The organism is Bacillus sp. SRB_331 (assembly GCF_003264175.1).
GTDB lineage: Bacteria > Bacillota > Bacilli > Bacillales > Bacillaceae_G > Bacillus_A > Bacillus_A mycoides.
Genome location: NZ_NADV01000017.1, coordinates 37,167 through 44,441, shown reverse-complemented (window position 1 = coordinate 44,441; position 7,275 = coordinate 37,167). Strand labels below are relative to the sequence as shown.

4 protein-coding genes and 3 pseudogenes are annotated in these 7,275 nt (G+C 32.7%); 3 read left to right on the top strand and 4 right to left on the bottom strand.

Features of this window, described 5'->3' with window-relative positions; all coding sequences use genetic code 11:
- Positions 1–164, top strand: a pseudogene (locus tag B5P42_RS12830) (saccharopine dehydrogenase); the annotation flags it as partial.
- 165 nt (positions 165–329) lie between these two features.
- Here the strand turns inward: B5P42_RS12830 and B5P42_RS12825 are convergent.
- Together B5P42_RS12825 and B5P42_RS12820 are read right to left on the bottom strand one after the other, a co-directional pair.
- Positions 330–1,766 (bottom strand): annotated as a pseudogene (locus tag B5P42_RS12825) (IS4 family transposase).
- Positions 1,767–1,822: 56 nt separating this feature from the next.
- Positions 1,823–2,041 (bottom strand): annotated as a pseudogene (locus B5P42_RS12820) (DUF4158 domain-containing protein); the annotation flags it as partial.
- A 286-nt stretch (positions 2,042–2,327) separates the two neighbouring features.
- Here B5P42_RS12820 and B5P42_RS32620 point away from each other — a divergent pair.
- On the top strand, positions 2,328–2,459 hold the full coding sequence (locus tag B5P42_RS32620) for a hypothetical protein (protein ID WP_258397491.1): 132 nt from the start codon (positions 2,328–2,330) through the stop codon (positions 2,457–2,459).
- 408 nt (positions 2,460–2,867) lie between these two features.
- Here the strand turns inward: B5P42_RS32620 and B5P42_RS12815 are convergent, their stop codons facing one another.
- Positions 2,868–3,704 (bottom strand): HAD-IIB family hydrolase, encoded by an 837-nt coding sequence (locus tag B5P42_RS12815; RefSeq protein WP_113734337.1) that lies wholly within the window; start codon positions 3,702–3,704, stop codon positions 2,868–2,870.
- A gap of 181 nt (positions 3,705–3,885) precedes the next feature.
- A complete protein-coding gene (fosB, locus tag B5P42_RS12810; protein ID WP_078204197.1) occupies positions 3,886–4,302 on the bottom strand; it encodes a FosB family fosfomycin resistance bacillithiol transferase in 417 nt (138 codons plus the stop codon).
- 1,022 nt (positions 4,303–5,324) lie between these two features.
- Between fosB and B5P42_RS12805 the strand changes: the two genes are divergently transcribed.
- On the top strand, positions 5,325–7,139 hold the full coding sequence (locus B5P42_RS12805; RefSeq protein ID WP_113734336.1) for a M3 family oligoendopeptidase: 1,815 nt from the start codon (positions 5,325–5,327) through the stop codon (positions 7,137–7,139).
- The last annotated feature ends 136 nt before the right edge of the window (positions 7,140–7,275 follow it).

Genomic DNA, 7,275 nt, shown 5'->3' with positions numbered 1-7,275 from the left:
GAGCAGCTGTCCAAGCAGAGAACATTTTACAAACATCTGATATTATGGTTCCAGATTCTGGAATTTACTTTCCGGAAAATCTATTAGATTTGGGTGTGAATGCATCTGCAATTTTAGATTTTTATAGGGAATATGGGGTTACTATTACGAAAGAAAATATATAAAAGGTACCGTTCTATTCGTGGTAGGGGTCACCATACATGCCCATCAACTTAAGAGCGGAAACAAAATGAACTTTTGTTCATATGAACTCAAAAACTCTTAAAATATTTGATGTCCTTAAAAGTAAGCACACCGAATAAACCCTAACGGGTTTCATTTTTAAAAAATTATGCAACTTTCTTTTGTTTTCTCAATCCACTATACTCATAGACAACACCCATAATATCAAAGACAGTTTTCTTCTCATATCTGTGGGATTTCCGTCCATTCCTCTGTAAAAGGTTGAACAGGCGGGTTAGGATCTTTGTTATCTCTTGGGTGTTTTGCTGTATTGCTCGATACAACAGAAATAGATGATCTTGGATCATCCCAATCGCTTTATATTCGCTTAATTCTCTTTTCTTCTTTTGTAAAAGCAATTGACGCATTTTAAACATAGTAGAGGAACATAGGAAAATAGCGATTAGCTTTCCATATAATTGGCACTCTAATCGTTCCTGTTTTACATTACGATAATGGTCTATCTTGAAGAGTGATTTCCACGTTTTAAAGACAATCTCTATTTGCCAACGTAAAGTATATAATTCATGTACCTGTTCCATCGGAACCCATTCCCAAGGTGTATTCGTCACGTACACGTTTAATCCAGCTACCAATTTACTTTTCTCTGAGTACGCTCTATTTTTAGACTTTTCTTTTTCCGCGATCTTTGCTCGCCGTTTTTGAAGTTGCTTTTCTTTTAATCGATTAAAAATAACACGTGCAAATAGTTGTTGTTTATCACCGATATAAGCATGTTTTAATTCAAATGTTTCTCCAGGCTGTAGTTGGTTTAGAAGCCGTTTCACATCGATCTGTATGTATTCTGATTGCTTCTTAATAGCACCATTTTTAAAGTATTCTGGATCTGGATTTTTCATATATACATTCGTATTTAATTTTAAACGAGACACATAGTATGTACCTCGTTGATCCATTTGGTCTAAGTCTTCCAATGAAAAATAACCTAGATCACGAATACATAAATCTCCTGGTCGTAAGGTATCTAAGCACTCCGTGCCAAATGTTTTGTCATTATTTTTTCCTGGTCCAACTTGAAAGTTAAGAAATTCCCCACTGTGCAGATCATATTCTAATTGAATTTTGATTCCGGCTGTTTGAGCACAGCCTCCAGAGCCTCGATATACATTCTCTAAAGCATTTGGCACCTGAAATACGGTGGCATCTAGGATACGGATTCGTCCAAAATAAGTGAAGAGATGGTTAGGAATTTGCGTTTGTTCACATATTTTTTGTTGTAACAGCAAAGAAAAAATATGTTGTAAAAACAAAACTGCTTTAGCGTTTAAACGTTTATTTAAGCCCTCAGGGCTGAGTAAAGTACCAGTGGCTGCATGAAGCCTACTACATAATCGTACTAGGGGATCACTTGCCACCTGTTGACTGATTCAAATACACATAGTAGCTAAGTCTGAGCCAGAAAACTTACGTTTTCGCTTTATAAGTCCGATTTCCCTTGCAAGTTCTTCTAAAAATACAGGTGTAACATATCGTTGTAATTCTTCCGAAAATGGTTTTAGTTCATCTTGAATCGAGAGATTCATAAAAAGCACGTCACCCTTTCTCATTAACATAAGAGAATAGTAACGTGCTTTTAACTTCAAAAATAGTCTAAATGCTTAAATTGATGGATGTGTATAGTGCCCTCAATATGATGAATAATTGTTTGAGGGATATCCAAAAATTGAGGGAAAAACCCTAATCTTTGTACGAATTTTATTAACACTAACAGCCTTAATTGCTGAACATTTCCCCTTGATTTACGTTCAGCCCATTGTATTTCTGTATGTAGCGGTGTGTAGGATTCATCTAAATCCTGTTCTGATAGGTTCCTCCTTTAAATGGAAAACAATTCAGATGTGGTGGGTTATTCTTTGGATCGTTTCCGTACCCCTTTGGGGGGACATCAAAATGTTAGCTTGATGGGAATGTATGGTAACCCTTATTAGTTCAGCAATGACAAACATTATCCGTCACAAATAACCAGAAATAGACTGTAAATTTACAGAAAAAATTTGATGAAATATATTCTTCTGTTTTTTCGACACGATTAGACAAACCATTCCATCTTAATATGATATTTTATGATATGCGAGGTGGAAAATATGCAAAGTAAAGAAGAAATGATAGAGCTTTCGTTAACGGAAGGATTAATTATACCGGCTGTGATATTATGTGGTGAAGGTCATGAAGAGGAGAAAGGACAGGTTTTTTCTGAACTACCATTTGAATATTAATAGGGAGACTATCCCTATTGCTATCAAACTAACGAAAATATGAAAGTTTTTAACTACATTAAAAAGAGAGTATTTCGGTTCTAAAGCAAGGTTTTTAAACTTAAAGAACTGCATTGACAATGGTCGAATAATATGAAACTATTAATAATTTCTGTAATTCATTGTGCGTTGAAAAAACGAAGTCTTTCCCAAGACTTCGTTTTTCTTTGTATATTCATTCCTTGTATTGCTGTTAATTTAAAATAAAGAACGATAATTTATAAAATAGTGTGAGAACAACGATTTACTAAGTAAGGGTAAATGAAAATCTTCTTTTTCTACAGGTAGTTACTTTGAGAAGTCAGCTCATTTTTTCGTTATGGGGATATTTATTTCCCATAAGTTGATGGGCATGTAAGGTGACCCCTACTACAAAACTAGCTCTTTAATGGTGTTAAGTATCCCTTCTGAATAAGAACCTATGGTTAAACGTCCATGTCCATTTTTTGCCTCACTTGTAGCATTCTCAAGTAAATAACCGAATTTTACAGCCTGTAACATTTTTAAGTCATTACCACTATCACCGAAGGCAATTGCATTTTGTCGGTCTATCTTAAATTTTGCTAATATATATCTCACAATCTCGTCTTTTCCAGTCCCTAAAGGGATAAAATCAATATCATATGCATTCTCTGGGTCTCCAGCCAAAGGATTACATTGATTGATGTTTATACTAATTTTAAAATCACTAGCAACTCGTCTAATATGGTTAAGGTTTAATTGATCGTCCTCTTCATTCTTGCAGAAATAGTAGTAATTACTTTTGTATTTTGATGCACCCATCTGTGATTGGCTATCTAAAGCAATATTTTTAGAAGCTAGCAAATCAACTATCTCTTTTATTTTATCGGGATGGTAATTGCTATTATCAAACCTGCTAAGCCATTCTTCATCAATTTCACCTTGTTTTAACTTGTTGAAATAATGAATTTCTGTTCCCAAATCACTTGCAATAAAATGAGGAAGATACTGAAATCCACCCCTCTTCATTTTTTCAAGAACAGCCTCAATGTCACTACCCGTTACCAAGCCAAAAAGTAAACCAGAAACCCTACTTTTTTCTACGATAGTCTGTTCTAATGCTTGTATTTGACTTTTTCGTTCGGCGGTTAATTGGTGAGGAAAGTACGTTTCATCAAAATCACTAAATACAATGTATTTAGGATTTGGTATTTCTGGTAAAGTTCTAAAAAGATTGTAGTCCATAGAGTAACCTCCATAAATTCTTCTCTCATTCACCTCCATCTTACCATAAATATCCAATTACTTGTATAACTAAACTGCCAGTTAATTGAACAAGAAACAATGAATATCCTATACATGCTCGGTTAACATAACGTCTCATTATCAGAAGTGCGAAAAGCTAGTATTTTACTAGATTTTTTAATCAGTAAAAAGTCATATGCTTTTTATCTTCTTTATAATATTGTAAACGATCTTGTAAAGTACCAGTATGAAACTCAAACTTGTGACCATCTGGATCTGTAAAATAAATAGACCGTTTATCTCGGTCATCTCTTTCTCGTCCAGGTAAGATATTAACATGATTTTGAATTAATATTTCTTTTAAAGAATCAAACTCATTATTTGTTACAGTGAAAGCTATATGTGTGTAAGAGCACTGAATTTCGTTTCTTGGTATACTTTCTTCCACATTTAGAGCAATCCATAAACCATTTAAATCAAAATAAGCTAACTTTCTACCTTTTACTAATAATTTCGCTTGAAGTATAGTTTGATAAAAATCAATAGCTTTCTCTAGATTTGCAACTGAAAAACAAATGTGGTTAATACTTTGTATCATGTTCCATTCTCCTTGTTAATTGATTAAGTTATATATCCCATTATAAGTAAAAAGACGTTTTTCTACTAGGAGTACAGACCTATCACCAGCTAGCTAGGGAAAGCAAATACTCCAAGACGAGAAGATTAACATCCCAAGATTAAGATGTACATTTTTTTGTTTTGGGGCATTATAAAATTCTTAAGTTGATGGGCATAGCCTCATCATACCATTTCGGGAAAATTGTACGTTTAGACACATTTTAGACACATTTTAAGCATTTCCTGTACGCTAAGAGACATCTGTCCAGAAAACCTTATGTTTATGAACAGAAGATAAAATTCAATAATATCAACGTTTTCTAGCTATAATCATGTTCATAAAGTGTGTAAATAAATCAATGTTCAATTAAACTTATATTTTTATCTTTCCGAACATGTAGTTATCTCCAAAAAAGGCTGTAACATCAAGGGGTGGTAGCCTTAGCGTACAATTTCCCCAGAATGATATGGTGACCCCACATCCATCAACTTAAGAAAAGTAAACACCCCAAAAACAAAAAAATGAGCTGACTTCTCAAAATAACTAACTGTAGAGAAAGAAAAATTTCATTTAGTGGGTACTTCAAAACCTTAGCTTGATGGCGATGGGGTCACGCCAACAAAACGCGAATTTCGTACGCTAAGAAATTATTTATTTGAAAAACTTGGTTTTTCCGTACGTTAAGAAGGTTACATAAACGGTATTTGATTTTTATTATGATACTTTGTTTTTGGCAATGAGTTTTGGAACTGGTTTTTAAATGTATTTCAGTCAGCTTTGATAAACATAAATAAAGTTCCTTAAACGGTCGTTTTTGGGACTATTAATAGTGTTTAGTACATAATCAATATGGATATTTATGGTACGGTGATAGGAAGAGTGAAAAGGAATTTACTTAAAGTATTTGAGTAAAATAATTAAACAACACTCTACGATATGATAAAGTTAAGAATGTACGTTCGATTTTTATGGGGTTATTCTAATTTAAGGGGGAGAAACAATTGAAAGAAACAAAATATCAACAAGTTTGGAACTTAGATAATCTATTCTCAGGTGGAAGTGAATCATCTCAATTAAGTGAACATATAAAAGATTTAGATGTTAAGGTCAATAAATTTGAAGGCAAATTAAATTTTTTTAATACCCCGCGAAACATAAATGAATCAGAAAAAGTTGCAGATTTACTTGATTACATAGGAGACATTCAAATTTATATATCACAAGCTAATTCTTTTATAACCTGTCTTCTTGCTCAAAATCCCAAGGATCAACATGCTATAACATTAAAAGGAAAAATAACAACAATACATACTCGTTTTGAATCTGCATTGAAAAAAGTGAAAAATACTTTAGCAAAAACGAATCAATACTTGTGGGCGGACCTACTTAATAGTGATGTTTTAGCAAATTACAACTTTATACTAAATGAATGGCGTAAAGATACTAAAATGAAACTTTCAGATGAAGAACAAGATTTAGTGTCAGACCTTATGGTAGATGGGTATCATGCTTGGGGGCAATTTTATAATTCGTTTATGAGCAATATTAGAATTAAAGTTCAAATAAATGGTCAACAAAACGAATTATCAGTGGGGCAAGCTATAAATTTACGTTCACATCCTAACGAAGAAGTACGTAAAGAATCTCATACTGCTTTAGAAAATAAGTGGAGAGAAAACGAAGAATTATTTGCGAAAATATTAAATCATATTGCAGGATTTCGATTACAAGTTTACAAAAATTGCGGCTTAGATAATGTAATAGAAAAACCCTTAATGAAAAATCGTATAAAAAAGGAAACGCTAAATGCAATGTGGTCTGCGATTAATAAATTCAAAACCCCCTTCACTAACTACTTAAATCAAAAAGCAAAAATGAATGGTCATGAAAAAATGAAATCATTTAACTTTTGGGCACCTGTTACAAAGAGTAATCAAAAAATAGAATACGAAGATGCGGTTGATTTTATTTTGGAGCATTTTAGTCAGTTTGGAACTGAATTAGAGGATTTCGCTAAACAGGCTTTCAATAAAGGTTGGATAGAATCAGAAAATCGCTCTAATAAGTCAGCTGTTGCTTTTTGTGCTGGGTTTCCACTTTCGCAGGAATCAAGAGTTTTTATGACATATGACGGTACGTTTACAAATCTATTAACACTAGTTCATGAGTTAGGTCATGCCTTTCATAACCATGCAATGAAACCTATTAATGGAATGAATAAACAATATCCAATGAGTGTTGCCGAAACCGCTTCAACATTTTCTGAGATGATTATTTTAGATGCTGCAATGAAAAGAGCGGGATCTAATAATGAAAAATTGTTTTTACTTGATGAAAAATTAAAGCGTAGCGTCATGAATTTTATGAATATTCATTCTAGATTTTTGTTTGAAAAGAAATTTTATGAGGAACGTAAAAAGGGAATTGTTTCATCATCACACTTAAATGAAATAATGCAAGAAGCAATAGATATAGGGTATGCTGGTTCCCTTGATAATGCTTCACTCCATTCATGGATATGGACACCACATTATTATATTACACAATCTCCTTTTTATAATTTCCCATATACATTTGGATATTTATTTGCATTAAGTATATTTGCAAAGGCAAAAGAAAAAGGTAAAGAATTTGAAAAAGACTATTTAAAATTGCTTCGTGATTCAGGAAGTATGTCTACAGAAGATTTAGTAATGAAACACTTAGGAGAAGATATTACATCAGAAACCTTTTGGGAAAAGGGGATAAAATTATGTGTTAAAGATGTTGAAGAGTTTATGAAATTAACTACTTCACAAGATAAAGTGTTGCAATAGTTATAAAGTTCGGGAAGAAATTGAATGGATCAAAATACCACTTCTTAACAAAAGAAAAAATAATAAAGAAACCGAATTCCTTAAGCGGTGGAATTCGGTTTCTTACTACAATATTTAACTTCAATTAGGAAAGGAT

Bases quoted from the DNA above. Each gene is read 5' to 3' on its own strand.
- B5P42_RS32620 (WP_258397491.1), top strand. From the start codon at position 2,328: ATGCAAAGTAAAGAAGAAATGATAGAGCTTTCGTTAACGGAAGGATTA.
- B5P42_RS12815 (WP_113734337.1), bottom strand. From the start codon at position 3,704: ATGGACTACAATCTTTTTAGAACTTTACCAGAAATACCAAATCCTAAA.
- fosB (WP_078204197.1), bottom strand. From the start codon at position 4,302: ATGATACAAAGTATTAACCACATTTGTTTTTCAGTTGCAAATCTAGAG.